Origin of the sequence: Streptosporangium vulgare, assembly GCF_042428775.1 — a bacterium.
Taxonomy (GTDB): Bacteria; Actinomycetota; Actinomycetes; order Streptosporangiales; family Streptosporangiaceae; genus Streptosporangium; species Streptosporangium vulgare.
On sequence record NZ_JBHMBS010000153.1, the window covers coordinates 1 to 618 of the forward strand.

Consider the following 618-nt stretch of genomic DNA (forward strand, 5'->3'; position numbering starts at 1 on the left):
GGTGCTGTTCCGCTTCCGCGAGCTGATGTACGCCCACCGCGACGAGCTCGCCCGGCTCATCTCGGAGGAACACGGCAAGGTCCACTCCGACGCGCTGGGCGAGGTCGCCCGGGGCCTGGAGGTCGTGGAGTTCGCCTGCGGCATCCCGCACCTGCTCAAGGGCGGTTTCTCCGAGGGCGTCTCCACCCGGGTCGACTCCTACTCGATCCGCCAGCCGCTGGGCGTCGTCGCCGGGATCACCCCGTTCAACTTCCCGGCGATGGTGCCGATGTGGATGTTCCCGATCGCGATCGCCTGCGGGAACGCCTTCGTGCTCAAGCCCTCGGAGAAGGACCCCTCGGCGTCGCTGCTGATGGCCCGGCTCTGGAAGGAGGCCGGGCTGCCCGACGGCGTCTTCGGCGTCGTCCAGGGCGACAAGGCGGCGGTGGACCGGCTGCTGGAGCACCCGGACGTGAAGGCCGTGTCGTTCGTCGGCTCGACCCCGATCGCCAGGTACGTCTACGAGACCGGTACCGCCCACGGCAAGCGGGTCCAGGCGCTGGGCGGCGCCAAGAACCACATGCTGGTCCTGCCCGACGCCGACCTCGACCTCGTCGCCGACGCCGCGGTGTCGGCCGG

The 618-nt window shown here is 70.7% G+C and carries 1 protein-coding gene; it reads left to right on the top strand.

The features are described from left to right. A partial coding sequence (locus ACFFRH_RS44450; RefSeq protein WP_386164230.1) for an aldehyde dehydrogenase family protein occupies window positions 1–618 on the top strand: 618 nt, incomplete at both ends.